Genomic DNA, 25,127 nt, shown 5'->3' with positions numbered 1-25,127 from the left:
CGTGGTCCTCACCTGGCGTGCCGTCGCCCTCACAGCGCTCGGGGTGGTCCCCGTGCTGCTCACAGGCAGCACGGGGACGGTCCTGCTCTGGGCCGTGGTGGTCGCCGCTCTCGTCGCCCTCGACGCAGGTCTCGCCGCATCCCCGCGCGAGGTGTCGGTCGAGCGGACGGTCCCGCGGGCCGTGCGCCTCACCGAGCAGACACGGTCGACGCTGCTGCTGCGCAACGAGTCCCGGCGACGGTTCGTCGGCGTGGTCCGCGACGCGTGGCAGCCCTCGGCAGGAGCCGTGTCGAACCGGCACGCCCTCGACCTTCCCCGAGGTGAGCAGCGCCGCGTCGTGACCACCCTCGCGCCGACCCGGCGCGGGGACCGGCAGGCCGACAAGGTGACGCTGCGCTCGCTCGGACCGCTCGGCATCGCCGGACGGCAGGCGTCGGTCGTCGTCCCCGGTGTGCTGCGGGTGCTGCCCGAGTTCGCCTCCCGCCGTCACCTGCCGAGCCGGCTGGCGCGCCTGCGCGAGCTCGACGGGCAGGCCGCCGTGCAGATCCGGGGCGAGGGTACGGAGTTCGACTCGCTGCGCGAGTACGTCATCGGAGACGACGTCAGGTCGATCGACTGGCGTGCGTCTGCGCGCGGGCAAGAGATGGTCGTGCGCACGTGGCGTCCCGAGCGGGACCGACGGGTGCTCATCGTCCTCGACACAGCCCGTACCTCGGCGGCTCGGATCGGCGACCAGCCGAGGCTCGACGCGAGCATCGAGGCGGGTCTGCTGCTCGGCGCTCTCGCCTCCCGCGCGGGTGACAGGGTCGAGATGGTCGCCTACGACCGCCAGCTGCGCGCCCGGGTCGCCGGAGCCGCAGGACCCCGGCTGCTGCCAGCCCTCGCCGACTCGATGGCACCGCTCGAGCCGAGCCTCGTCGAGACGGACTGGCCAGGGCTCGTGGGCCTGGTCCGCGAGCGCCTGTCGCAGAAGTCCCTCGTCGTGCTGCTCTCGACCCTCGAGCCCGCTGCGATCGAGACCGGTCTGCTGCCCGTGGTCGAGCAGCTGACAGCGCACCACACCGTGGTGCTCGCCTCGGTCGCCGACCCGGCGGTCGCCGCGCTGCGTGCCGGGCGGTCCACGGCCGCCGAGGTCTTCGACGCCGCGGCTGCCGAGCGCACCGAGCTCGAGCGTGCAGCAGCGACAATGGTCCTGGGCCGACGCGGCGTCGACGTCGTGTCAGCCCTCCCCGACGAGCTCGCCCCGCGGCTCGCCGACACGTACCTCTCACTCAAGGCCGCAGGAAGGCTCTAGATGCGACTCTCACCCAACAGCTCCGAGGCGCGCGAGCGCCGCAACCGCCGCGTCGCGCTCGCGATCGTCGCGGCGCTCGTGCTGACGACTGCTGCGCCTGCGTTGCTCTGGCTCTTCGGCTGAGCACCGTCGGCTGAGCTGCGCGGGCCGGTCGGCGGCTCGTCGCGACGTCCCTCCCGGCGGACGGCGACCCGGTGCGAGCCGGTCGCCGACGGAGTGCGAGACGATCGAGGACCAGACGGGTCTCAGCCCGCGACCTGCTGGACGCTCCCGGCACGTTCTTCGTCGAGGTCCCCGGTCGCGCCCTGCGTGACAGCGCGCTGGCCGAGCACGAGCACGTAGACCCAGAACACCGCGAGGGCGAGCGCCCCGATGACGATCTTGATCCACCAGACGAGCGACGACCCGGTGACGAAGCCCTCGACGAGGCCTGACAGCGCGAGGGTCGCCACGAGGCCCACGGCCACGGTGAACAGCGAGCGCCCCTCCTCGGCGACGGCGCGACCGCGGGGCCTCGGGCCGGGCGAGACGAGCGTCCAGAAGATCTTGAGACCCGCGGCGCCGGCGACGAGGATCGACGTGAGCTCGAGCAGGCCGTGCGGCGTGATGAGCTGGAGGAACATCCCGAGCTCGCCGTAGTGCGCCATCATGCCGCCGATCGCGCCCACCATGACGAAGTTCTGCACGAGCATGTAGACAGGCCAGATCCCGGTGATGCCGAAGGCGACGCACTGCGCGGCGATCCACGCGTTGTTGGTCCACACCACGGCGGCGAACCCTGCGCCCGGGTCGTAGTACGACGCGAAGGCGCTCTCGACGTACTCCTCGCGGTAGCTCGGCGGCCCGACCGCGGCCAGACCCTGCGGCGTGGTCGCGACCCACACGCCGGAGACCACGGCGAGCAGCAGGCAGGCGAGGGTGACAGCCACGACCCACCAGCGGAGCCTGTAGAACGCGGCAGGCAGCGACACGAGGACGAAGGTCTTGACGTCTCGCCACGCAGGCTCGTGCGCCCCGGCGATGGTCGTGCGCGCCCGGTTGAGCGTCTGGGACAGCTCGGAGACCAGGACGGGGTCCGGCGCTGAGGAGCGCAGGGTCGACAGGTGGGTGGCGACGGTCTGGTAGAGACGGACGAGCTCGTCGGACTCCGCCCCGTCGAGGCGGCGGCGTGCGCTCAGCTGCTTCAGCCGCTCCCACTCGCCGCGGTGCACGTCGGAGAATGCGTCCAGGTCCACGGACGATACCCTGCCATAGAACTGTGCGGTGCGTCGCTCGACGTACGCACCCCGACGGACCTGCAGGAGGACTCCGTGGACGACGGCATCGTCATCGGCGAGGGCGTGGTGCTCGACGCCCGTCCAGCGTCCTTCGCGACCCGGATGCTCGGCAGCGCGCTCGACATCGCCGTCCAGGGAGCGGTGCTGCTCGTCCTGCTGTGGCTCGCGACAGGGAGCGTCGCCGTCGGCGGCGAAGACATCGCGCCCGCGCTGCTCGTCTCCGTCCTCGTGCTCGTCATGGTCGTGGTGCCCACGACCGTCGAGACGCTGACCCGTGGCCGGTCCCTCGGCAAGCTGGCGACGGGCATCCGGGTGGTCCGCGACGACGGTGGGCCTGTGCGGGTGCGGCACGCGTTCATCCGGTCGCTCGTGGGCGTCGGGGAGCTGTGGCTCACCTTCGGGACCGTCGCGCTCGTCGCGTCCCTGACGAACACCAAGGGCAAGCGCATCGGCGACATGCTCGCCGGGACCTACGCGATCCGCATCCGCGGCGGGCGGTCGACCGTGGCTGTGGTCTACATGCCGCGGCCCCTCGCCGGCTGGGCGGCCTCCGCAGACATGCGCCGCCTCCCGGACGGCCTGGCCCTCGCGGTCCGGCAGTTCTTGGCGCGCGGGCAGAGGATGAACGAGACGTCTCGGGCCCGGATGGGCCAGGACCTCGCCGGGCGGGTCGAGAAGCTCGTCGCCCCAGGGCCGCCGCCCGGGACCCCGCCCGAGACCTTCCTCATGGCCGTCCTCGCCGAGCGCCGCTCACGCGAGTGGGCCGCAGCCCAGCGTGCACGGTCTGTCGCTGCCGAGCAGGCCGAGACCGTCCGCACGCTCCCCTACGGGATCCCCGACCCGGCGCGCTGAGGGACCTCGGTCTGCAGCGCCCGGCTCTGTCACCGCTGCGTCCCCTGCGGCCCACTGCTGTCCCTTGCTGTCCCCGCCATGTCCCCCGCTGTGCTCCCACAGCGTTCCCGCCTCGTCCCCACCGTGTCCCCGTGGCGATCAGGCCGCGGCCAGGACGACGACCGGCCGCGGCCGCCGCTGGCCGAGGTGCTCGACCCTCTCGAAGACACGGACCAGGACGAGCAGCACCACCAGGCAGGCCGCGAACCACGCCGGCCGGGTGAGCCACCAGGACGAGGTCCACCCCTCGGGCAGGTCGACGTGCGCTCCGACGGTCATGAGGCCGATCACCACGAACATCGCCGTGAGGTGCCAGAGGTAGACGGTCATGGACCGCGCCGACAGCCACGCGACAGCGCGGGCCACCCATGGAGTCTGGGCGAGCGCCACCAGCGGTCCCCGCAGCGCGACCGCACCGAAGACCTGGACGAGGGTGAGCGCGACGAGGCACAGAGTGGGCGGCCCCATGTTGGAGAAGGTGTCGCCGGGCATGCCGACCATGCTCAGCGGGTAGGGCCCCACGGTCACCGCGACCACGAGGCCGACGAGCCCGGCCGCTGCCAGCGCCGCGCAGGTCCGGGACGACCAGGAGAGCCGTCCGTCGGCGTAGGCGAAGCCGAGCGTGTATGCGAAGGCCCACACGAGGAAGAGGTTGGCGAGCCCGACGTGGGGGACGTCGGCCCCGAAGCGCAGGACGTCGACGCACAGGGCCGCGGCACCGATCGCGGCGACCCCGACCACCCCGGTCTTGGCGTACCAGGCCAGCAGCCCGTGCGACGCGGCGAGGAGCACCACGTAGATGCCCAGGTACCAGAGCAGCTGTGGGGCGATGGTCGCCGCGACCTCGACGGCCCCCTCAGGCACCCCGAGGGCGGGCAGGGCTGCCCGCAGCACCAGCCAGGTCCCGGCGAAGACCGCGACAGGCGGGACCAGTCTCCGCAGCCGGGCACCCATGAACTGCGACCAGGGCGCAGGCCTGCGCCGCACCTGCCCGAAGGTCGCCGCCCCGGCGACGAAGAACATCAGCGGGATCACCTGGATCAGCCAGGTGACCACCCACCCGGGCCCGCTGCCGAGGACGTTGACGACACTCATGTCGGAGCCGTCCCACGCGACCTGCGGCATGAGCCAGTGAGCGACCACGACGGCCACGGTCCCCACGGCACGCAGGAGGTCGAGCAGCGGGTCACGGGCCGGGCGGGCCAGGGTTCCAGCCGTCGTTCCAGGCGTCGACATCGCAGAGGTGGTCGTCGTGGAGCGTGTCGCAGCGGACGACGACACACGCTGCGCTGGCGGGCGAGAGACGTGCGAGACGGCCTGGCTCAGGCGCACCTGGGCGGTCGGCGTGGAGGGGGCGGGGCGGGACATGTGGACGACCTCGAGAGCTGGGGGACTGTGCTCTTCGAGTCTTGTCGTCGCAGGTCACAGGGCCCATGGGACAGTCCTCCGACTCTGGCGGAGGCCGACCCACCCACCGGGGTCGGGTTCTCCCACCCCCGGCACTGGGGGTGCCCGTGGTGCGGTCCGCCCCTCAGGCGTTGAGGCGGCGCAGCACGGCGAGGACACGACGGTGGTCGCCGGCGTCGAGCGGGAGGTCGAGCTTGGTGAAGATCGACGAGACGTTCTTCTCGACAGCACCGTAGGAGAGCACCAGACGCTCGGCGATCGCGGTGTTGGACCGTCCCTGGGCCATGAGCTCGAGGACCTCGTTCTCACGCGGGGTCAGGCGGGTGAGGCCGTCGTCGGCCCGCGCGGCTCCCATGAGCTGGGTGACGACCTCGGGGTCGAGGACCGTGTGGCCGTCGGCGATCCGCTCGAGGGCGTCGATGAAGTCCGAGACGTCGGCGACACGGTCCTTGAGCAGGTAGCCGACACCGCGTGCGTCACCTGTGAGCAGCTGCGCGGCGAACCGGGTCTCGACGTACTGCGAGAACAGCAGCACACCCTGCTGCGGGTCGGCCGAGCGGATCGCGAGGGCCGCGTGCAGGCCCTCGTCGGTGAAGGTCGGGGGCATCCGGATGTCGATGATGACCACGTCGGGTGCGCGCTCGGGCTCGAGGTCGGCGAGGAGCGCGCGGAGCTGCTCGCCGTCGCCCGCCGCCCCGACGACCTCGTGGCCGCGCCGGGTGAGGAGCGCGACGAGTCCGTCGCGCAGGATGACGGAGTCTTCGGCGATGAGCAGACGCACGGGGCTGTCCTGTCGGTCGTGGTGCGGGCGGGTGATACGGAGACGGACGGGTGTCCGGGTCGGAGACTGCTCAGACGTGCAGCGGCAGCACGACAGTGACGAGCGTAGGCCCACCGGGCGGGCTGGTGACGACGAAGGTCCCGTCGACCGAGCCGACCCGCTCGGACAGGCCGGCGAGCCCGCTGTGGTGCCCTTCGGCGTCGGGGACGAGGATCACCGCTCCGCCGACCCCGTCGTCACGGATCTCCAGGCGCAGCGCCCGGGCCCGGACGGCGACCCGGACGTGCAGCGCCGTGGCCTGGGCGTGCTTGATCGCGTTGGTGAGCAGCTCGGTCACGCAGAAGTACGCGATGGTCTCGATCGCCTCGGCAGGCCGTGACGCCGGCGGGCCCGGGAGGTCGACGTCGAGCTGGACGGGCAGCGGGCTGCGCGCCGCCAGGGTCTCGAGGGCGACACCGAGACCGTTGTCGAGGGCCGGTGGGTGGATCCCGCGGGACAGCTCTCGGAGCTCGACGAGCGTCTCCTTGGTCGAGACGTGCGCCGCCGCGATGAGATCCGTCAGCTCGCGCGAGGCCCCGCTGGCCGAGGCCTGCTCCTTCGCCTCGCCGAGCTGCATGGCGATCGCCACGAGCCTCGCCTGGGTGCCGTCGTGCAGGTTGCGCTCGATGCGGCGCAGCGTCGAGTCGGCGTCCTCGACAGCACGCCCGCGCGACTGCTCGAGGCTCGCGACACGCATGCTCGCCTCAGTGGGACCGAGCAGGCCCTCGGCGAGCATCCTGTGCAGGTGGGCCAGGCCGCGGACGATCGCCGCCCCGACGAAGAACAGCAGCAGGCCGGCGACAGCCATGACCACCTGGCGCGGGGTGGTGTCGACGAAGTAGTCGGGGAGCAGCTCGGCGCCGCGGTGCAGGACACCTCGGGTGTCCGGGACGGCTGGGAGGAACCTGGACCAGTACCAGTGGGTCATCGCGCCGAGCGGGACGGCGAGCCACACGACGGCGATCACCAGGGTGGCGATCGCGAGGGGCAGCTGGAGCACCATGAACGCGACGGCGCGCCAGCCGACGCCGTCGCAGACCATCGACCAGATCCCGGCCCAGAGTCCCTTCTTGCGGCGGAACGGCCGCGGGTTGTTGATCTCGGCGCGCAGCATCCCACGGGCCAGACCGCGGTCGGCGGCTCCGAAGCCCCGGGCGCCCACGATCATCGCGCCGAGGATCCCGCCCCCGCCGACCACCGTCACGAGCAGCCCGGCGGTCAGCGCGAACATCACGACGACGTAGACGAAGCCGACGACCGACCACAGGGTGACCACGAACAGGTAGCCGAGCTCGCGCCAGGTGCGAGCCCTGAAGGCACCGCTGAAGAACCCGACGCGCTCGAGGAGCTCAGGCTCCCGGGCGCGCCTCCAGGGGTAGGTCAGCGTCTCCATGCTCTCCATCGTCGTCACTGCCGGGCGCGCCGACCAGGGTGGCGTCCGCCGAGGTGCACGGGGGAGGTCCCCCGCGCGCCCCGACGGACGTGCCTCTCTCGCACGTCGCTCAGTACCTGTAGTGCTCTGCCTTGTAGGGGCCGTCTGCGTCGATGCCGAGGTAGCCGGCCTGCGCCGGGCTCAGCGTGGTGAGGCGGACGCCGAGGGCGTCGAGGTGCAGGCGTGCGACCTTCTCGTCGAGGATCTTCGGCAGGCGGTGCACGGCCACGGGGTACGCCTCGTCGGTCCCGGCCTTGGTGTAGATCTCGATCTGACCGATGACCTGGTTCGCGAAGGAGTTGCTCATCACGAAGGACGGGTGCCCCGTCGCGTTGCCGAGGTTGAGCAGGCGCCCCTCGGACAGCACGATGATCGACCGACCGGCACGCTCCCCCGTCGTGAAGGTCCACTCGTGCACCTGCGGCTTGATCTCGGTGCGCGTGACACCGGGGACCTGGGCCAGACCGGCCATGTCGATCTCGTTGTCGAAGTGGCCGATGTTGCCGACGATCGCCTTGTTCTTCATCCGCGTCAGGTGGTCGGCCGTGATGACGTCCTTGTTGCCCGTCGTGGTGATGAAGAAGTCGGCCTCGTCGAGGACGTCTTCGATCGTGGCGACCTGGTAGCCGTCCATCGCGGCCTGCAGGGCGCAGATCGGGTCGATCTCGGAGACGATGACACGCGTGCCCTGGCCGCGGAAGGCCTCGGCCGCTCCCTTGCCGACGTCGCCGTAGCCGGCCACGAAGGCGACCTTGCCGCCCATGAGCACGTCGGTCGCGCGGTTGATGCCGTCCGGCAGGGAGTGGCGGATGCCGTACTTGTTGTCGAACTTGCTCTTGGTGACCGAGTCGTTGACGTTGATCGCCGGGAACAGCAGCTGACCGGACTCGGCGAGCTGGTAGAGCCTGTGGACGCCTGTCGTCGTCTCCTCGGTGACACCGAGGATGTTCTCGGCGATCGTGGTCCACCGCAGCGGGTCGTCCTGCAGCACGCGGCGCAGCAGCGCGAGGACGACGTTGGTCTCCTCGGAGTGGTTGGGCTCCCCCGGGCGGGTGTCCGGCGGGACGGCGCCGGCACGCTCGTAGGCGAGGCCGTCGTGGACGAGCAGCGAGGCGTCGCCGCCGTCGTCGAGGATCATGTTGGGTCCCGCGTAGGGGGCGTCGACGCCCTCGACCGAGTCGCTCGGCCAGAGCAAGATCTGCTCCGTGCACTCCCAGTACTCCTCGAGGCTCTCGCCCTTCCACGCGAAGACCGGGACACCCTGCGGGTCCTCGACAGAGCCGTGAGGTCCCACGACCACGGCGGCGGCGGCCTCGTCCTGGGTCGAGAAGATGTTGCACGACGCCCAGCGCACCTTCGCGCCGAGCGCTGTGAGCGTCTCGATGAGCACGGCCGTCTGGACCGTCATGTGGATCGACCCTGCGATGCGGGCACCCGCGAGCGGCTGGCTCTCGCCGTACTCGGCGCGCAGCGCCATCAGACCGGGCATCTCGTGCTCGGCGAGGCGGATCTGGTGCCGACCCGCCTCCGCGAGGGAGAGGTCGCGGACCTTGTACTGGCCGGGGGACTCGCTGAAGCTGTGCGTCGACATGATGCTCCGAGGTCTCGGTGTGAGGGTCCTCGCCAGACTACTCGGCGGGCACCCTCCCAGCAGGGTCGTCCACAGGTGCACGGAGGACCCCTTCTGCACCTCGCAGACCTCGCGACCCACCCGGGGTCGACAGTGCGGACAAGTGTCGCGAGATGACCGATCGTTGACCGGACTCCTCCTCCGGGCAAGGCTTGGCAAACTTCAGCAGGAGTGAGCCACGCCACTGGATTCCTGTGACCCAGGCAACATCCGCGGATTTGCAGCGATTGAGTAGATCACAGACAGGTAACGATCGTGATCCGCGGCAGATCGCCGACCAGCCGCAGGTTTCCGGGTAAAGGAACGGTATCGCCACCCTCCGTTCACCGCTCGAGCATTAGCCACGACGGAGCGCATGGGGCATGGTGGAAAAGACCGATCAAGGACACGATCGGCCTGCGAGCGCCTTGAGCCGCCGCCGTCCGACGTGGATCTCGTCCCGGACCGGTCGCGTGATCTCGGCGTGGTGGCGCGACGAGCAGGTCTCGGCAGCGCCTTCGCCACGACGCCCTTCCCGGCACCCTCCCAGGTGCCGTCCTGGTGCGCCGACGCAGGCCTCACCCTGCCGCCAAGCAACGGACGGCAGGACACGCGAACGGGGAGACAGTGACCGTAGGACCAGGAGTCACCACACAGCAGGACCCGCACCAGGCAGGACGCACGGACGCAGCGGCAGGACAGGCCGCGCCCAGCGACTCCGACCAGGGTGCGCAGGATTCGCTGCTGACCAAGACCACCGGTACGACCACCGGGACCGAGGGCACGCCCGCGGTCCAGGTCGAGAACGTCTACAAGATCTTCGGCCGCCGCTCCGGCGAGGCCGCACGCAAGCTCAAGGCCGGCGCGAGCCGCGCCGACGTCGCCTCGCTCGGCACCGCCGCGGTGATCGACGCGAGCTTCGAGGTCGCCAAGGGCGAGATCTTCGTCGTCATGGGCCTCTCGGGCTCGGGCAAGTCCACGCTGATCCGCATGCTCAACGGGTTGTGGAAGCCGACGTCGGGGACTGTGCGCCTCGGCGGGCAGGACATCAACGCCGTCGGCGCCAAGAAGCTCCGTGACATCCGCCAGAAGAGCGTGAGCATGGTGTTCCAGCACTTCGCGCTGCTGCCGCACCGCACCGTGCTCGACAACGCCGCGTACCCGCTCGAGATCCAGGGCGTCGACAAGGCCAGCCGCCTCGAGCGTGCCCGCACGGCCCTCGACCTGGTCGGCCTGACCGACTGGGCCGACAAGCTGCCCTCACAGCTCTCGGGCGGCATGCGCCAGCGTGTGGGCCTCGCCCGCGCCCTGGCCGCCGACACCGACGTGCTGCTCATGGACGAGGCCTTCTCGGCCCTCGACCCGCTGATCCGCCGCGAGATGCAGGAGCAGCTCGTCGAGCTCCAGAGCAAGCTCGGCAAGACCATCATCTTCATCACGCACGACCTCAACGAGGCCATGTTCCTCGGCGACCGCATCGCCGTCATGCGCGACGGGCGCATCGTGCAGATCGGGTCCTCCGAGGAGATCCTCTCCGACCCGGCCAACGACTACGTCGCGCAGTTCGTCGCCGACGTCGACCGCACCCGCGTGCTCACGGCCTCCTCGCTCATGCACCGCCCGCGTGCCGTCGTCCCGATGTCTGCGGGTCCCCGTGGGGCCTCCCGCACGATGCGCGAGGCGCAGGTCTCCGCCGCGTACGTCGTAGACCGCTCGCGCACGCTGCGCGGTGTCGTCTACGACGCCGAGGTGGTCGACGCCCTGCGCGCCGGGGTCACCTCGCTCGAGGGCCTCGTCCGCGACGACCTCACCGCTGTCACCGAGGACACCTCGCTCGCCGAGGTCTTCGCCCCCGCGGCCGAGTCGCCGCTCCCCGTGCCCGTCACCGACGCGGCCGGTCGCCTCGTCGGCGTCATCCCGCGCGTGGTGCTGCTCGAGGCCATGGTGCCTCAGCACCTCGAGGAGACGACCGACGAGACCAGCACGCAGGACAGCGCGGACGACGACACCGTCGCGTCCGCCGCGGTCGAGCAGGCACCGACGAGCGCCGGGGCCGCTGACGCGGTCGCCGCAGAGCCCGTGCCCGCCGACCCGTCCGAGCAGACGACAGGAGAACACCCGTGATCACCGCCGCAGAAACCCAGTCGGGTCTCCCCCGCGCACCGCTCGGTGAGTGGGTCGAGGCTTTCGTGAGCTGGGTCACTTCTACCTTCGCTTGGCTCTTCGACCTCGTCAAGAGCGTCCTCACCTGGCTCTTCGACCAGCTCGACACGGTCCTCAGCGGTCCGCCGTTCTGGGTAATCGCCCTCGTCCTCGCTGGGCTCGCCCTCTGGGCACGCGGCTGGAAGCTCGGCCTCGGGGCCTTCATCGGCTTCGCCGTGATCGACATGGTCGGCCAGTGGGGCAACGCCATGGACACACTGGCCTTGGTGATCATCGCGAGCGCGATCGCGCTGCTGATCGCCATCCCGCTGGGCATCTGGGCAGCACGCAACGACTCGGTCTCCCAGCTGCTGCGTCCGGTTCTGGACTTCATGCAGACTATGCCGGCCTTCGTCTATCTCATCCCGACCGTCGTCATCTTCCTCACAGGTGAGGTCCCCGGCATCGTAGCGACAGTGATCTTCGCGCTCGCCCCAGGTGTGCGTTTCACCGAGCTCGGCATTCGTCAGGTCGACCGCGAGGTCGTCGAGGCCGGCCACGCCTTCGGCGCGACCGAGGGTCGCATCATGCGGCAGATCCAGCTACCGCTGGCTCTCCCGACGATCATGGCAGGGATAAACCAGGTCATCATGCTGTCGCTGTCGATGGTCGTCATCGCCGGCATGGTCGGGGCCGTCGGCCTCGGATCGGACGTCGTGCGAGCGCTCCAACGCGTCAACATCTCCCTCGGTTTCGAGGCCGGGCTCGCCGTGGTGATCCTCGCGATGTTCCTCGACCGCGTCACCTCCGCCCTCGGCGACAGGGCACCAGTGGCCAAGGCCCTGAAGGCCACGGCCGCCTGACCCCACTTAACCTGTGGGACGTCGCTCGCCCTGGGCGTCCGGCAGGTGCGACTGCACCACTCACCAACCCCGCGGGAGCGTCCATCAGGGTCGCTGCCTCTAGGAAGGAACCATGTTCAACCGTTCTACGCACCGCACCACACTCGTCGCCGGCTCGCTGGCGCTCGCCCTCGGTCTCGCCGCCTGCTCGTCGGGCGACGACGCCGCGGCAGACGAAGCACCTCGCCTCGAGAACGGTGACCTCGAGACGATCTCGGTCGGGGTCCACTCCGGCTGGGACGAGGGCATCGCCGTCTCGCACCTCTTCAAGGTCATGCTCGAGCAGGAGGGCTACACGGTCGACACGACCGAGGCTGATGCGGGTGTCGTGTATACCGGGCTGACCGGTGGTGACTTCGACGTGAACTTCGACATGTGGTTGCCGAACACGCACGCCGACTACCTCAAGAAGTACGGCGACGAGATGGAGATGCTCGGCGTCTGGTACGACGACGCGAAGCTCACCATCGCCGTCAACGAGGACTCCCCCATCACCTCGCTCGACGAGCTTGCAGATAACGCCGACGTCTTCGACAACCGTCTCGTCGGTATCGAGGCAGGAGCAGGTCTGACCCGCATCACCCAAGACGATGCCATCCCCGGGTACGGGCTCGACGACATGAACTTCGTCGTCTCCTCGACCCCCGCGATGCTCGCGGAGCTCAAGGGAGCGACGGATGCCGGGGACGACGTCGCAGTGACCCTGTGGCGCCCGCACTGGGCATACGACGCCTTCCCCATCCGCGACCTCGAAGACCCCGAGGGGCTGATGGGCGAGGCCGAGGAGATCAACTCGGTCGGCCGCGAGGACTTCGCCAAGGACTACCCGACCGCAGCATCGTGGATCGGCGCCTTCAAGCTGACCGACGAGCAGCTCTTCTCGCTCGAGAACATCATGTTCAACGAGAACAACGGCTCTGACCCGGACGCCTCCGCCAAGGAGTGGCTCGAGCAGAACCCGACCTTCGTCGACGACCTCAAGGCCGCAGCCGAGGCCTGAGCACCACCTGACGGACGGCCGCGCTGAGCACCCGTCCTGAACGCACGAGGCCGGTCTCCCCTGGTGGGGAGACCGGCCTCGTGCGTTCTCTCGCGCGGTCTGTCGCGCCCAGAGCGCACCTCCAGAACCGAGGTCGTGCAGAGAGCTGTCAGGGAGCCGTAGTCCCGCGCAGCGTGCCGGCGGCGTCGCGGAGGTCGGGCTCGAGGTAGATGCGCATCGTCAGCCCCGGGACCGCCGCACGCACGCGTGACTCGGCCTCGTCGATCGCGTCGGCGACCTCGCTCGCGCTCTCGGTCGTGTCGACCTCGATCTTCGCGGCGACCAGCAGCTCTTCAGGGCCGAGGTGGAGCGTCTTGAGGTGGATCACCGACGGCACGCCAGGTCCCACGAGCGCCTTCTCGATCGCCGCGACGGCGTCCTTCGAGGCGGACTCCCCCAGCAGGAGCGACTTGGTCTCGAGGGCGAGGACCACGGCGATGAGCACGAGCAGCACACCGATGCAGGCAGTCCCGGCAGCGTCGTAGCGACCGTCACCTGTCGCCAGGGTCATCCCGACACCACCGAGGGCGAGCACGAGCCCGACGAGCGCACCGAAGTCCTCGAGCAGGACGACGGGGAGCTCAGGAGCCTTCGCGGTGCGGATGAACTGGCTCCACGTCTGCTTGCCACGCACGAGGTTCGACTCGTGGACAGCGGTCCGGAAGGAGAAGCCCTCCATGCCGATGGCTGCGACCAGCACGACGACGGGCACCCAGTGCCAGGAGTCGATCCCGTGGGGGTCGGAGAACTTGTGGTACGCCTCGTAGAGGGCGAAGAGGCCACCGAGGCTGAACAGCACGATCGAGACGATGAAGGCGTAGATGTACCGCTCGCGCCCGTAGCCGAAGGGGTGCTGGGCGTCGGCCTCGCGGCGCGCACGCTTGCCGCCGACGAGCAGCAGCGCCTGGTTGCCCGAGTCTGCGAGCGAGTGGACCGACTCCGCGAGCATCGAGGAGGAGTGCGTCAGCAGGTACGCGACGAACTTCGTGACCGCGATGCCGAGGTTCGCGGCCAGAGCCGCGACGATCGCCTTGGAACCACCGTGTGCTGACATCGTGCCTCATCGTCCTGGAGCGACGCGCGGGGCCACCGTCTGGGCCGTCTTGCGCGGCAGCGCCGTGCTGCGGCGTCAAACCTACTCTGCCGCCGACAGGTCGACGACCTGAGCGCAGGAGCGTGTCAGTCCGCGAGCCTGCGCAGCGCCCCGCCCTTGTGCGCGGCGTGCGCGCCGGTCTTCTCCGACTCCACGACGAAGGCAGGGTCGTCCTGCGAGGCCGTGAACTTCTGCCCGGCGAGCTGGAAGTCAGCGGTCTTGCGCTCGACGACCTTCCCCTGGGTCCGCCCCTGAGGGGTGCCCCACGACACCCGGTCTCCCACCGTCAACGGCTCGGCCATGTGCTCGTCCCCTCGCTCGTCCTCGTCGGTCCGCGCCGGCGCGTGGCGTCGGTCTCGGACCAGTCGACCACGACGGTCGCCGACCTGCAGCGCGAGGGCAGCCGCCCCGCAGCGCGGGGGCTGACGTCCACCCTCGCGCGCAGCGTCGTCAGACCAGCGCCTCGGACTCCTCCCAGAGCCGCGCGGCGAGGTCAGCGTCGAGGGAGAGCGGGTTGACGTTCTTCGCGATCTCCTTCGACTCGTAGTAGGAGCCGGGGGTGAAGGTGACGCCCGGTGTCCCCTCCGCGAGCCAGACGAGCTCGTCGGCCGCCTTGTCGGGCTTGATCGTGAAGAGGCGCTTGAGCGGCGTGTGGTAGAGGAACCGCATGAGGTGCGTCGTGTCGCTCGCGAAGCTCGTCGCGACGACGCCCGGGTGGAAGGCCACGGCCGAGATCCCCTGGTCGCCGTAGCGCCGCTGCAGCTCGGAGGTGAAGAGGATGTTCGCGAGCTTGCCGTTGCCGTAGGCCGCCTGCGGGGAGTACGAGTGCTCGCCCTGCAGGTCGCCGATGTCGAACTTCGCGAAGACCCGGGCCGCGATGCTCGCGGTCTGGATCACGGTGGCCTTGCCTGCCACGAGCGAGGGCATGAGCAGCTGCGTCAGCAAGAAAGGCGCGAGGTGGTTCACCTGGAAGGTCTTCTCGTACCCGTCGACGGTCGTCTGACGGGCCCCCATGATCCCGCCGGCGTTGTTGGCGAGCACCTCGATCTGCGGGTACGCCTCCAGCAGGTCGCCGGCCAGCCGGCGGACCTGGGAGAGGTCGGCGAAGTCGGCGAGGTGGTGGTCGGCGCCGATCTTGTCGGCGACGGCGCGGGTGCGCTCGGGCGAACGACCCACGACGACCACCCGCTCCCCCGAGGCGGCGAGACGGCGCGCCGCGGCGGCCCCGATCCCGTCGCTGGCACCGGTGACGACGATGGTCTTCGGCACGGCCTAGAGCCTGCGGGCGTCGTCGACGAGCAGCACCGGGATGCCCTCGCGGACCGGGTAGGCGAGCGGCTCGTGCTCGGCCGTCGAGTGGAGCTCGGGCGCGCCGTCAGGGCCGACGCCGTCGACGAGGGTCGCCCCGCTCACCGGGCAGCGCAAGATCTCGCGCACCCACGGGTCGATCGGGAAGGGGCTCCCCGCGCCTGCGGCCTGCGCGCCGGGCTGCTGCGTGCTCATGCCGTCACCTCGTCCGTCTCGTCCTGCTGTGCGGTGGTCGTCGAGCCTGCGGAGTCTGCCGCGCGGACGAGCGAGAGCACGTCGTCGCGGACCTTCTCCATGATGTCTTCGTCCTCGGCCTCGACGTTGAGGCGCAGCAGCGGCTCGGTGTTCGAGGCACGCAGGCTGAACCACCAGCGGGGGCGCTCGTCCCAGTGGGTGACCGTGAGGCCGTCGAGCTCGTCGACGGTGACCGGGCCGGCGCCCTCCTCGGTGACGTAGGCCTGGACGACGCGCTCCCGCGCTGCCGGGACGTCGTCGACCGACGAGTTGATCTCACCGCTCGCCGAGTACGGCTCGTAGGCGAGGGCGAGGTCGGAGAGCGGGTGCGGCTGCTCGCCGAGCGCCGCGAGGACGTGCAGGGCGGCGAGCATGCCGGTGTCGGCGAAGAAGAAGTCGCGGAAGTAGTAGTGCGCGCTGTGCTCCCCACCGAAGACCGCGTCGTGCTCGGCCATCTTCGCCTTGATGAAGGAGTGGCCGACGCGGGTCCGCACCACCGTGGCACCGGCGGCGGAGAGCACGTCGGGCACGGCCCGCGACGTGATGAGGTTGTGGATCACCGTGGGGGTGCGCCCTTCCGCGAGCTCGCGGGCGACCTCACGCAGCCCGACGAGCGCGGTGATCGCCGAGGGGCTCACAGCCTGGCCCTGCTCGTCGACCACGAAGCACCTGTCGGCGTCGCCGTCGAAGGCGAGACCGAGGTCTGCACCGTGCTCGACCACGGCAGCCTGCAGGTCGACGAGGTTCTTCGGGTCGAGGGGGTTCGCCTCGTGGTTCGGGAAGGTCCCGTCGAGCTCGAAGTACAGCGGGACGATCTCGAGCGGCAGGGCCGGCAGCCCGGCAGCGGTCTCGAGGACCGCCGGGACCGTGTAACCGCCCATGCCGTTGCCTGCGTCGACCACGACCTTGAGCGGGCGGATGCCGGAGATGTCGACGAGCCCGCGCAGGAACGCCGCGTAGTCGCCGAGGGTCGAGCGCTCGCTCGTCTGGCCGAGCTCGGTCGCCGGGCCGGGCAGGCCATAGCCGAGGTACTGCTCAGCGAGGGCCTTGATCTCGGCGAGACCGGAGTCCTGACCGACCGGTCGCGCGCCCGCACGGCACAGCTTGATGCCGTTGTAGCGGGCCGGGTTGTGGCTGGCCGTGAACATCGCACCCGGGACGCCGAGCACACCGGAGGCGTGGTACAGACCGTCGGTCGAGCACAGACCGATCTGCACGACGTCGACCCCTGCGGCCACGAGACCGCGTGAGAAGGCCTCGACGAGCTCAGGACCGGAGTCGCGCATGTCGTGACCGACGGCGACCGTCGGACGGCGGCGCGTGCCCGTCGCCGTCGCGGCGCCCAGGACGGACTCGCTCGGAGTCGCGTCAGCCGCGTCGCCCGCGTCGGGGATCACCACGACAGTCGCGAAGGCCGCGCCGATGGCCTCGGCCACCGCCGGGCTGAAGGGCTCGGGCACCACTCCGCGCACGTCGTAGGACTTGATGAGGTCCGAGAGGTCGACCGGAGCCGGGCCGTCAGACGTGAGAGTGGAGTCACGGGGTTCCATGAGCACCAATCCTACGTGTCGCTCCCCAGCACGGAGTCCCTGTCGAGGGGGCGACCGTCGGCGGCTGCGTACCAGCCCGTGCGCTCGCAGTCGTGGCAGGAGAGGAACACCGCGGGGACCCCTGATCCGCTGACCGACAGGCGGGTGAGCGAGGAGGAGGCGCAGTCGGGGCACGAGGCCGGCCCGGGCGCGGCCGTGCGCGGCTGGCTCAGCGAGCCGAGCGGGACGTCTGGCGCCGGAGCCTTGCGGCGCCGCCGGGGCGCGGCCGCCCCACCGGTGTCGACCACGGCTGGTCAGCCTTCGCCGCGCAGGATGCGCAGGTGCCCGCGTCGCGCGACCTCGCCGGTCTGGACGGGCTCAGGGTCGGCCAGGTGCTTGGGCCGGCCGGCCTCACGGACAGCCTCGGCGAGGGCGACGAGGTCGTCGGGGGTCGGACCCTGGTCGACGTAGGCGGGCGCGAGGCGCACGACCTCCCAGCCGCGCGGCGCCGTCAGACGCTCGGAGTGCGTCTCGCAGAGGTCGTAGCTGTGCGGCTCCGCCATGTGCGCGAGCGGCCCGAGGACAGCCGTCGAGTCCGAGTACACATAGGTGAGCGTCGCCACTGCGGGTCGCGCGCAGGCGGTTCGGGAGCATTGGCGTACGGAGATCACACCGCAGACGGTACCTCCCGCCGCCGCTGCGCCATGCGTCCCACGCCGGACGTGATGGCCCTGACACCGTCGAGCGGGCCACCTTCACCCGCTCGGACTGCCCGTCAGGACCCGAGGGCTAGGCTGGGCAGCATGCGTGATCTCGTCCCGTCCGACCCGACCGTCCGGGGCAGCCGTCGCGACCGTCGCGGTCGCGGCATGCGCGGCCCGCTCCTGCCGATGTCGGTCCCTGCGCACCGCACCCGCGCCGAGCGCTTCGACGAGCACGTGCTCGCCACGGTCCAGCGCCTCGAGGCGTCGTGGGGCCGAGAGCTCACCGGGACCGAGTTCGCCGTCGAGGACGTGCCACCCTCCGACCCCGCACCGTGGGAGCACGGCGGCGTGCCGATGGGCCGCTACTTCCCGGCCGAGTCCGGGCAGCCCGGACGCATCCTCGTGTACAGGCGCCCGATCGAGTCGCGGGCCGTCGACGCGGCCGACCTCGCCGACCTGGTGCGCGACGTGGTCGTCGAGCAGGTCGCGCACATGCTGGCCCGCAGCCCTGAGGAGATCGACCCGCACTTCCGCGAGCCCGGCTGAGCCGAGGGAGATCACGGCTCTAGCCGCGCGGGTGAGACCGAGCCGGTCGAGCCCAGCACGCGCAGGCCTGCAGGCGCGGCTACGAGCGCGGCAGCCCGACAGTCGGTGAGCGGCGCACGACGATCGCGTCCTGCGCAGCGCTCGGGACCGTCGGCAGCAGGGTGCTGACCGAACCTGTCACCCCGGCCGCCCGGGCGGTGAGGACCCAGGCCGCCACGGTCGAGGACTGCGGGTCGGGCACGAAGCGGACGGCTCCAATCTCCGCGCCGTCGTCTCCCCGCGCTGCCGAGCTCTCGACGAGGTCGGCGAGGTCGACCGTCGTGGTCTGCCCGAGGGCGAGCTCGACGTCCTGGTCGACGATCAGGCGTCCGTCGGTCCCGTAGACCTCGAGGGTGCCCAGCGTCGACGGGTCCCACGACGTCGGGTCGCCAGCTGTCGCGTCGGTGGTCGGCTCGTCTGTCGCGTCGTCGCCAGCAGCGTCGTCAGCGGCCTCCTCGTCGTAGACGATCGGGACCTGGGCGGCGAGGTCGGTGCTGCCGTCGACCTCGGCGGGCAGCGCGACGAGAGACACCGTCCCCTGCGTCCCGTCGGGCAGCACGACGCTGCTCGGGCTCGTCGCGCTGCCGCGCTGCGAGGCGATCCAGGTCCGGTCGACCGGGGTGCCGAGCAACGGCTCGTCGCGGTCAGCCTTCCCCGTCTGGGTCGTCACGGCACCGGCGACGACGGGTGCGTCGGACTGCACGACGACGGAGTAGGTCCCCGCCGGCAGGCCCGACAGGCTCACGTCGGTCACGGTCCCGGCGACGAGGTCGGCGGTCTGCGCGCCGCGCAGCACACGCTGCCCGTCGGCCCCCAGGACCATGATCGTCGCCGTGGCGTCGCCCTCGGGTGCGAGCAGGCGGACCGAGGCCACGTCGTCGTCGCCGATCTCGGAGGCCTCGACCGTCAGCCCGGCGAGGACCTGCGCCGTGGCCGGTGCCTCCCCCGCGACCACGAGGTCGACACCGCGGGCGGTCAGACCGTCCAGGACGGAGTGCTGGAGCGTCGCTGTGACGAGAGCCCCCGTCGAGCTGGCCCGGACGACGATGCCCCGCTGCTGGGCGGCGAGGCCCTCGACGAGCGTCGAGACCTGCTCGCCCGGGGGCACGAGATAGGTGGTGGGGCCCGCGGGGTCGATCGGTCCCGACGGTCCCCACAGCTCGAGGGTCACCGTCGCCGGGGTGCGGCTCGGGTTCGCGAGGGTGAGTCGGCTGCTCGACCCGAGCTCCGTGCCTCCCCCGACGAGCCACTGGTCCACCCCGGGCGCGGCGCAGCTGGCCGCGGCGAGGCCGCGGAGGTCACCCGAGGCGGTGAGCGAGGACGCGCTCGCCGAGGTGTCGGACCCGTCGCCGGCTGACGTCGTCGAGCGCACGGCCTCTGCGCTGCCGCTCTGCTCGAGGAGCGCGTAGGCGCTCGGGTCGGCGCCCTGGACCGTCCGCTCGGCACCCGACGCGCTGCCCGTCGAGAGCGGGCTGAGCACTGACGTGGTGGCGGCGCCGAAGGCCGCGACCTGGAGGGTCGAGGCGGTCTCGACAGGCGTCGAGCCGAACTCGCTGTCACCTGTCGTGCCAGGGTCGGCCAGGGTCACGGGAGCCGGGCAGACGAGCGTGGCAGTGCGTGCCTCGACCGCGACCTGCTCGCCCGCGGGGACGTCGAGGGCACCGGCGGACCAGAGGTCGTCGCCGAAGGCGGCGAGGGACCCCGTGACTGCGACGACCGCGAGGCTCGCGACCACGGCCCGCGTGGCAGACCTGCGGCGCAGGCGGCGCTCGGGTGTGGTGCGCGGGCTCATCGGGCCCCTCCTCGACGACGACGGACCGGCAGGGCGAGCAGCACGAAGACCACGAGCACGGTGCCCTGCAGGATCAACCACGGTGCACGGCTGGCTCGCTCGTACTCGACCACGAGATGACCGCCGGCAGCGCCGAGCTCGAAGGCAGGCTGCTCGTCGCCGACCGACCGCAGCGGCTGCCCGTCGAGCGTCGCACGCCACCCCGGCGCGTAGTTCTCGGCCAGCACGACCACCCGCCCCGCAGCACCGGCAGGCACCTCGACGTCGACGCGCAGCGGCTCGGCAGCCAGGACACCTGACGGCACGAGGGTCCCGCTCTCGTCCGGGCTGTAGACGTCGGCCCACCCGGGCTGGAGCGCGGTCTCGGCCGAGCCGTCAGGGGCGACCCGCCAGATCGTGCCCGACTCGTTCTCGGTGATCCGCTCGAGACCGGCGACGGTGTCGATCCGGCTGACGAGCTCGGCCCTGGCGAGGTCAGGGGACGGCGGCACGAGGACGGCGCCGATCCCGGCCTCGCCGAGGACCGCGACCTGGTCGCCGTCGAGCCCTGCAGACAGCTGGGCGACAGGCTCCGCGAGGCTGTCGGGACGGTTCGTCAGACGGGCGACGTCGACGACCACCGAGGAGTCGACGAGCTGGGGCCCGTCGTCGTGCAGCAGCTGGTAGTGGACCGAGCCGTCGGAGCCGACCTCGAGGGCGAGCACCCGGGCCTGGCGACCGGAGTCCTGCATCTGCTGACCGACGGCCGGCACGATCGCCCGGTCGAGCGACTGCACGAGCACCGGGCTGTCGTCGCTGCGCGCCTGGACGGTCCATGCCGTCAGCCCCGCGAGCGGCACGGCAGCCAAGACCGTCGCGAGTGCGCCGACGGCCACCTGCCGCCAGCCGAAGGTGTGGCTCACAGCCTTCTCGCTGAGCCCGTCGAGCCCGAGGAGGGCAGCGGCGAGCAGACCCAGCGTCATGAGCGAGAGCCCTGCGCCGGGCCATCCCGTCACGGCGCCGTCGACCCCTGCGGCGACGACTGTCGCACCGGAGACGAGCGCTGTCGCCAGGCCGAGGGCCGCGACAGCCCAGCCGGCACGAGCAGCAGAGCCGCGTCCGCCCGAGCGGAGCAGACCGACGAGCGCAGCGAGCAGGAGCAACCCGCCGAGCAGCCCCGGTGCGTACCGCCAGATCTCGGCCCACACGCCGTCGGCCACGAACCACGGACGAGCAGGACCAGGGAAGCCGAGCAGCTGCTGCCACGCGACGGGCGCCTGCGACGGGGTCGCGAGACCGGGGTCGCCGAGCAGGATACGCCAGCCGCCGCTGTCCCAGGTCACCACGGCCCGGACCACGAGGGGACCGAGGACCGCGAGGGCGGGTACGGGGACGAGCAGCAGCGGACGACGGTGCCGCGGTGCGGCAGCGGCCACGACGACGAGGGCCACGAGGATCGGCAGCATGAGCACCGGGGCTCCGGCGACGACCACCGCGCACAGCAGGGCTGCGGCGCCGAGGGCAGCGAGAGACCCGCGGACCGGCGTGCGTGGTCCCGCAGAGGACGCCGGGCGCGGCGCGGCGTCGACGGGCTCGTCGTCGAGGCCTGAGCCGGCGGCGTCGTGGAGGTCGTCGGGGTCGTCGACCGTCACCGTGAGCGCGTCGGTCGACCGGCCGGCCGGGTGGGTGCCGACAGGCTCGTCAGACTCGGTCTTCTCGGGCGCGCCGGCCGTCTCGCTCGCCTCAGCCGTCCCGCTCGTCTCAGCCGCCTCCTTCGCCTCAGCCGTCTCGGAGACGGCAGCGGCAGCCGCACGGGCGGCGAGACGCTCGCGCTCCCGGTCCTGGAAGCGCTGGTCTGCGCGGGCCTGCGACCGCATGCGCAGCCGGCCCCACACGTCGGTGCGCTGGAGGCCGAGGGCCCGGACGAGGGCGAGGGCGAACCACGGGAGCGCGGCGTGGGCGAGGATCGCACCGAGGCGCCCCTGCCCGACGGCCGCGAGCAGCGTCGGGGCGGCGACCCACACCAGGACCGCCCAGGACCGCAGGCTCAGCGACCGGGTCACCACGCCAGCCGCGAACCAGGCCCCGAGGCCCGACAGCACGAGCCCGGCGACGACGAGCAGGTTGACGGCGAGCTGGAGGTCGCCGCCCGTGAGCGCGGTGACCGGGGCGATGGCTGTGAGCAGCGGGTCGGCCGGCGCGGAGGCACCGAGGCCGTCGCGGACCCAGCCGCCGGAGATCGCCTGCCACAGGTCGGACCAGCCGCCGCGAGCCGGGAGCAGAGCGCCGCCGACGACGCGCCCCGTGCTGGTGAGTGTCGAGACCGCGGGTCCGAGGGCGACGACGGTCACGACGCAGAGCAGCAGCACCAGGCCGAGCAGCGTGAGCCGACGCCGCCTGCCGGTCTGCAGGATCTCGGCGCGGTCGAGGTCGTCCGTCCTGTGGAGCGCCTTGCGCCGTGCACGCGCGGCGAGCCTGCGGTCCTGGTGGGAGGTGATGACGTCACGGGTCGTGGCCAGCAGCGGGGCCAGGCGTCGGCGCGGCACCGAGCTGGTGCGGGCCGCGACGGCCCGCGCCCTGATGGTCCGCGGGATCCGGCCGACGAGCCACAGCGGCGCCCAGATCTCCTCGAGCGCCTGGCCGGGCTGCTTGACGGCGATCCTGTAGAGCGCGCGGACCGGACCGGCGACCACGGCGAGGACGAGGAAGAACGGCAGCACGACGACGGGCAGGGTGGAGGCGAGGAAGAACAGCTGGGACCGCAGGCGCGGCCCGAAGGACGGGTCCCCCGAGACGAGGCTGTCGGAGGCACCTGCCGCGTCCGTGCGGGCACCGGCGGCGGTCCGGCTGCGCTCCCCGGTGAGGGACGCCCGGGCGTGGTGCACGACAGCCGTCGGCACCACGATCACCCGGTGCCCGGCGCGGCGCGCGCGGTAGCAGAGGTCGAGGCTGTCCCCGAAGACGCCGTAGGTCGGGTCCGTCCCCCGGAGCTCGAGCCACACCGAGCGGCGCACGAGCGCACCCGTGAGGCCGACCGCGAGGACGTCGTCGCGGGAGTCGTGCTGGCCCTGCTCGAGCTCGCCGTCTTCGACTCCTGTCATGCGGCGACCGCTGCGAGAGACCGTGTAGCCGACCTCGAGGAGCTCCTCGGGGGCGTCCCAGCGGACCTGCTTGGACCCGGCCACGGCGACGTTGCTCGTGTGCTCGAGGGCGCGCAGCAGGTGGTCGAGCGACCTGCGCTCCGGGGCGGAGTCGTCGTGGAACAGCCAGAGCCACGTGCTGTCGACGGCGGGGAGGTCGGCGAGCACCGCGGAGACGGCGGTCCCGAAGGAGCGAGCCCCGGGGACCCTGTGCACGACCACCTGGTCGGCGAGATCGGGGGCGACCTGTGCGCCCGAGTCCTCGGAGGTGTCGGCGACGACGACCCGCGACGGAGCACGGTCGGCAGCCAGCACGGCGCGGAGGGAGGCGTCGAGGTAGGGCGTGGTGCCACGGGTGACCAGGATCGCGGTCACGACCCCGGCGGGGGTGCGCTCCGCGGTCGGGTCCGCCGTGGGGAGAGGGCTCGGAGTTGTCATACCGTCGTCCATAGTGCCTCAACCGCCCGCAGACCGGCGGCGGCGAGCACGGCGCGGCGCGAGTCTGGGTGCTGCCTGTGGGGCACCGAGCACGCAGGTGCGTGCGGTCGAGGAGGCGCCCCAGGGAAGGGGTGGGTCAGACGGCGCGGCGCTTGAGCTTGCGGCGCTCGCGCTCGGAGAGCCCGCCCCAGATGCCGAAGCGCTCGTCGTTCTCGAGCGCGTAGTCGAGGCACTCGGACCTGACGTCGCAGCTCACGCAGACCTTCTTGGCCTCGCGGGTCGAGCCGCCCTTCTCGGGGAAGAACGCCTCGGGGTCGGTCTGGGCGCACAGAGCGCGCTCCTGCCACCCGATGATCGCCTCGTCGTCGGCGGCGCCGAAGAGCGGCAGCACAGGCGCGAGCGTCTGCGGTGCGTCCTCGGTCAGTCCCGCGTCAGTGGGGAAGTCTTTGTCCTCGTCGAGCAGGTCCCACATGGCACACCCCCTCCGGGCATCAGCAGTCGTCTCACGATCGGCGGCCGCGGCGGACGTATGAGCGTGATCTCGCTCACGTTCTCAGGGCGCACGGCGTGGACCGTTGACGTAAATTACACGCGTGTCACTTCTGTGAGTCAAGCCGAGTTGTTCCGTTTAGGACATAGGGGCGGGTGAAGTTCCGCACACCCCCGCGATTCGTGGCCCGACTACGATCGTGCTATGCCGCACACTCTGCCCTCCCTCCTCGGCGCCCTCACGACCGAGCCCGGACGACCACGCCTGACCTGGTACGGAGACGGCGGCGAACGCATCGAGCTGTCGGGCGCGGTGCTCGTCAACTGGGTGTCCAAGACGACGAACCTGCTGGTCGAGGAATTCGACGCCGAGCCGGGCACCGTGGTCGTGACCGACCTCCCCCCGCACTGGCGGACCCTCGTCTGGGCTCTCGCGACCTGGTGGGCCGGTGCCCACCTGCGCGTCGTGGACGACTCCTCGGACCCCGCCGCAGACCTCTCGGGCGCCGACGTCGTGGTCACCGCGACCCCGAACCGCTGGACGACCCCGGACGGCACACGTCCCCGTGGCACCGAGCTCGTCGCCGTCGCGCTTCCCGCGCTAGCCCGTAGCTTCGGCGCGGACCTCCCGCCCGGGACCGTCGACGCCGCGTCGGCCGTCATGACCTACGGCGACCAGGTCGGGTACGTCGCGCCGGCGGAGGACAGCAGCCCCGCCCTGACCTCTGCGGGCGAGACCGTGAGCACCGCAGCGCTCACGGGCTGGGCCGGGCGGTCCGCGGCCGCTCCCGGAGCGGACGGGGCACCGACGGCCGCCTCGCCCGACGGTGCACGGGTGCTCGTCCGGGCGGGCGAAGGCACCGGAGCCACCTCATGGCTCCTCGCCGTGGCGCTCGACGTGTGGGCGCGCGGCGGGTCGGTCGTGGTGCTCTCCGACGAGATCTCCCGGGAGCTCGTCGCCGACCCGGCACGCGCGGAGCGTCTGCAGACCAGTGAACGCGTCACCTGGGTCACGGTCTGACA

General features: G+C 71.7%; 23 protein-coding genes. 8 read left to right on the top strand and 15 right to left on the bottom strand.

Annotated features, from left to right (window positions below):
- Position 1: 1 nt before the first annotated feature.
- Complete coding sequence (locus tag SANBI_RS04555; protein ID WP_319159384.1) at positions 2 to 1,294, top strand: DUF58 domain-containing protein; 1,293 nt, start codon at positions 2 to 4, stop codon at positions 1,292 to 1,294.
- Entirely contained in the window at positions 1,295 to 1,417 is a 123-nt protein-coding gene (locus SANBI_RS04550; protein WP_319159381.1) for a hypothetical protein, read from the top strand.
- Positions 1,418 to 1,539: 122 nt separating this feature from the next.
- On the opposite strand, the gene SANBI_RS04545 is transcribed toward SANBI_RS04550, so the two are convergent.
- A complete protein-coding gene (locus tag SANBI_RS04545; RefSeq protein WP_319159379.1) occupies positions 1,540 to 2,529 on the bottom strand; it encodes a stage II sporulation protein M in 990 nt (329 codons plus the stop codon).
- A gap of 75 nt (positions 2,530 to 2,604) precedes the next feature.
- On the opposite strand from SANBI_RS04545, the gene SANBI_RS04540 reads away from it, so the two are divergent.
- Positions 2,605 to 3,423 (top strand): RDD family protein, encoded by an 819-nt coding sequence (locus SANBI_RS04540; RefSeq protein WP_319159377.1) that lies wholly within the window; start codon positions 2,605 to 2,607, stop codon positions 3,421 to 3,423.
- Between the two features lie 138 nt (positions 3,424 to 3,561).
- Here the strand turns inward: SANBI_RS04540 and SANBI_RS04535 are convergent, their stop codons facing one another.
- The 4 genes from SANBI_RS04535 to ahcY form a co-directional block, all read right to left on the bottom strand.
- Positions 3,562 to 4,698, bottom strand: coding sequence for an acyltransferase family protein (locus SANBI_RS04535; RefSeq protein ID WP_319159374.1), 1,137 nt, complete (start codon positions 4,696 to 4,698; stop codon positions 3,562 to 3,564).
- 295 nt (positions 4,699 to 4,993) lie between these two features.
- Positions 4,994 to 5,650: a response regulator transcription factor gene (locus tag SANBI_RS04530; RefSeq protein WP_056136836.1), complete on the bottom strand. Its 657-nt coding sequence runs from the start codon at positions 5,648 to 5,650 to the stop codon at positions 4,994 to 4,996.
- A gap of 70 nt (positions 5,651 to 5,720) precedes the next feature.
- Positions 5,721 to 7,082: a sensor histidine kinase gene (locus SANBI_RS04525; protein ID WP_319159370.1), complete on the bottom strand. Its 1,362-nt coding sequence runs from the start codon at positions 7,080 to 7,082 to the stop codon at positions 5,721 to 5,723.
- A 109-nt stretch (positions 7,083 to 7,191) separates the two neighbouring features.
- Positions 7,192 to 8,712, bottom strand: a complete 1,521-nt coding sequence (ahcY, locus tag SANBI_RS04520) for an adenosylhomocysteinase (protein ID WP_319159368.1) — start codon at positions 8,710 to 8,712, stop codon at positions 7,192 to 7,194.
- A gap of 762 nt (positions 8,713 to 9,474) precedes the next feature.
- Between ahcY and SANBI_RS04515 the strand changes: the two genes are divergently transcribed.
- The 3 genes from SANBI_RS04515 (at position 9,475) to SANBI_RS04505 (ending at position 12,774) form a co-directional block, all read left to right on the top strand.
- Positions 9,475 to 10,854 carry a quaternary amine ABC transporter ATP-binding protein gene (locus SANBI_RS04515; protein WP_319161179.1) on the top strand — a complete coding sequence of 460 codons (1,380 nt, stop codon included), beginning with the start codon at positions 9,475 to 9,477 and terminating at the stop codon, positions 10,852 to 10,854.
- A complete protein-coding gene (locus SANBI_RS04510) occupies positions 10,851 to 11,735 on the top strand; it encodes an ABC transporter permease (RefSeq protein ID WP_319159366.1) in 885 nt (294 codons plus the stop codon). The genes SANBI_RS04515 and SANBI_RS04510 overlap by 4 nt, the downstream gene beginning before the upstream one ends.
- A gap of 112 nt (positions 11,736 to 11,847) precedes the next feature.
- The gene (locus tag SANBI_RS04505) at positions 11,848 to 12,774 is read left to right on the top strand and encodes a glycine betaine ABC transporter substrate-binding protein (protein WP_319159364.1); all 927 of its coding nucleotides are present in this window, start codon (positions 11,848 to 11,850) and stop codon (positions 12,772 to 12,774) included.
- Between the two features lie 148 nt (positions 12,775 to 12,922).
- On the opposite strand, the gene SANBI_RS04500 is transcribed toward SANBI_RS04505, so the two are convergent.
- The 7 genes from SANBI_RS04500 to SANBI_RS04470 all read right to left on the bottom strand — a co-directional run bounded on the left by SANBI_RS04500 (position 12,923) and on the right by SANBI_RS04470 (position 17,648).
- A complete protein-coding gene (locus SANBI_RS04500; RefSeq protein ID WP_319159361.1) occupies positions 12,923 to 13,867 on the bottom strand; it encodes a cation diffusion facilitator family transporter in 945 nt (314 codons plus the stop codon).
- Positions 13,868 to 13,992: 125 nt separating this feature from the next.
- Complete coding sequence (locus tag SANBI_RS04495; protein WP_319159359.1) at positions 13,993 to 14,208, bottom strand: hypervirulence associated TUDOR domain-containing protein; 216 nt, start codon at positions 14,206 to 14,208, stop codon at positions 13,993 to 13,995.
- Positions 14,209 to 14,356: 148 nt separating this feature from the next.
- A complete protein-coding gene (locus tag SANBI_RS04490; protein WP_319159357.1) occupies positions 14,357 to 15,175 on the bottom strand; it encodes an SDR family NAD(P)-dependent oxidoreductase in 819 nt (272 codons plus the stop codon).
- Between the two features lie 3 nt (positions 15,176 to 15,178).
- Complete coding sequence (locus SANBI_RS04485) at positions 15,179 to 15,409, bottom strand: Trm112 family protein (RefSeq protein WP_319159355.1); 231 nt, start codon at positions 15,407 to 15,409, stop codon at positions 15,179 to 15,181.
- A complete protein-coding gene (locus tag SANBI_RS04480; protein WP_319159353.1) occupies positions 15,406 to 16,998 on the bottom strand; it encodes a phosphomannomutase/phosphoglucomutase in 1,593 nt (530 codons plus the stop codon). Before SANBI_RS04480 ends, SANBI_RS04485 begins: the two co-directional genes overlap by 4 nt.
- Before the next feature lie 11 nt (positions 16,999 to 17,009).
- Positions 17,010 to 17,285 carry a hypothetical protein gene (locus tag SANBI_RS04475; protein ID WP_319159351.1) on the bottom strand — a complete coding sequence of 92 codons (276 nt, stop codon included), beginning with the start codon at positions 17,283 to 17,285 and terminating at the stop codon, positions 17,010 to 17,012.
- A gap of 6 nt (positions 17,286 to 17,291) precedes the next feature.
- Positions 17,292 to 17,648 (bottom strand): DUF3499 domain-containing protein, encoded by a 357-nt coding sequence (locus SANBI_RS04470; protein WP_056136819.1) that lies wholly within the window; start codon positions 17,646 to 17,648, stop codon positions 17,292 to 17,294.
- A gap of 132 nt (positions 17,649 to 17,780) precedes the next feature.
- Between SANBI_RS04470 and SANBI_RS04465 the strand changes: the two genes are divergently transcribed.
- Entirely contained in the window at positions 17,781 to 18,227 is a 447-nt protein-coding gene (locus SANBI_RS04465) for a metallopeptidase family protein (RefSeq protein WP_319159348.1), read from the top strand.
- A gap of 79 nt (positions 18,228 to 18,306) precedes the next feature.
- Here SANBI_RS04465 and SANBI_RS04460 read toward each other — a convergent pair whose 3' ends face one another.
- The 3 genes from SANBI_RS04460 to SANBI_RS04450 form a co-directional block, all read right to left on the bottom strand.
- Positions 18,307 to 20,058, bottom strand: coding sequence for a DUF5719 family protein (locus tag SANBI_RS04460; RefSeq protein ID WP_319159346.1), 1,752 nt, complete (start codon positions 20,056 to 20,058; stop codon positions 18,307 to 18,309).
- The gene (locus SANBI_RS04455) at positions 20,055 to 23,615 is read right to left on the bottom strand and encodes a glycosyltransferase family 2 protein (protein ID WP_319159344.1); all 3,561 of its coding nucleotides are present in this window, start codon (positions 23,613 to 23,615) and stop codon (positions 20,055 to 20,057) included. Before SANBI_RS04455 ends, SANBI_RS04460 begins: the two co-directional genes overlap by 4 nt.
- A 136-nt stretch (positions 23,616 to 23,751) precedes the next feature.
- Positions 23,752 to 24,087 (bottom strand): WhiB family transcriptional regulator, encoded by a 336-nt coding sequence (locus SANBI_RS04450; RefSeq protein ID WP_056136813.1) that lies wholly within the window; start codon positions 24,085 to 24,087, stop codon positions 23,752 to 23,754.
- Positions 24,088 to 24,309: 222 nt separating this feature from the next.
- On the opposite strand from SANBI_RS04450, the gene SANBI_RS04445 reads away from it, so the two are divergent.
- Entirely contained in the window at positions 24,310 to 25,125 is an 816-nt protein-coding gene (locus SANBI_RS04445) for a TIGR03089 family protein (RefSeq protein WP_319159342.1), read from the top strand.
- The last annotated feature ends 2 nt before the right edge of the window (positions 25,126 to 25,127 follow it).

The sequence above is a fragment of the Sanguibacter biliveldensis genome, assembly GCF_033798665.1.
Lineage (GTDB): Bacteria > Actinomycetota > Actinomycetes > Actinomycetales > Cellulomonadaceae > Sanguibacter > Sanguibacter inulinus.
The sequence above is the reverse complement of the archived record's forward strand: the minus strand, read 5'-3'. Positions and strand labels throughout refer to the sequence as shown.